Genomic DNA, 667 nt, shown 5'->3' with positions numbered 1-667 from the left:
ACATCTGTTGCAGTGCTTAGGGAAGAACAGCTGAGCGCCCTGCGATTGACGGCGGCCGGCAGACCGCGGCGAACCGCCAATCCGTTCTCCGGCGTCGGCCCTATCACCGATCTCACCCTGGACGAAGTCGGCGCGCGGCCGCTGCGTTTCGAGTTCGAAGCTTGGCTCTACTTGGGTTTCGCGAAGACGAACCAGATGGCGTTCGGGCTAGGCGGTGGCCACAGGATATTCCAGCAGGGCGCCTTCTGATGGCCAGGCAGGCCTCACTCCCCAAGCTTAGTGTTGCTTCCCAACGGGACGGGGATCTGCTGCCCACCTTCGAATTTTTCCGCAAACTCACGGACGCGGCTGCTGCGGAGGTGATGCCGAGGTTTCGCAAGAGGTTGGCCGTCGAAGCCGAGGTCAAACCCGGCCTGCAATACGATCCGGTCATGGAAGCCGACCGAAATGCTGAAAGGGCTATCTGCGACATCATATCGGCCGAGTATCCGATGCACGCGATATTGGGCGAGGAGCTCAGCCCGTCGGGATCCGGGCCGCTCAAATGGGTGATTGACCCGATCAACGGGATGAAACCCTACCTATGCGGGCTTCCGGTCTGGGGAACTCTGATAGGCTTCACCGTCGATGGCCGCTCCGCAATGGGAATGATGAACCAGCCCCATAC

The 667-nt window shown here is 60.9% G+C and carries 2 protein-coding genes; both read left to right on the top strand.

All coding sequences use genetic code 11. The features are described 5' to 3' along the window. Positions 1–249, top strand: a 249-nt coding sequence (locus EN780_RS36480) for a hypothetical protein (protein WP_210215110.1), incomplete at its 5' end; no start/stop codon positions are given. Continuing rightward, positions 249–667, top strand: a 419-nt coding sequence (locus tag EN780_RS36475) for an inositol monophosphatase family protein (protein WP_281035418.1), incomplete at its 3' end; no start/stop codon positions are given. The genes EN780_RS36480 and EN780_RS36475, both read left to right, overlap by 1 nt.

It is taken from the genome of Mesorhizobium sp. M4B.F.Ca.ET.089.01.1.1 (assembly GCF_004022605.1).
In the GTDB taxonomy this organism is placed as follows: domain Bacteria; phylum Pseudomonadota; class Alphaproteobacteria; order Rhizobiales; family Rhizobiaceae; genus Mesorhizobium; species Mesorhizobium abyssinicae.
Note: the sequence above shows the minus strand (reverse complement) of the source record. Positions and strands in the feature narration are given on the sequence as shown.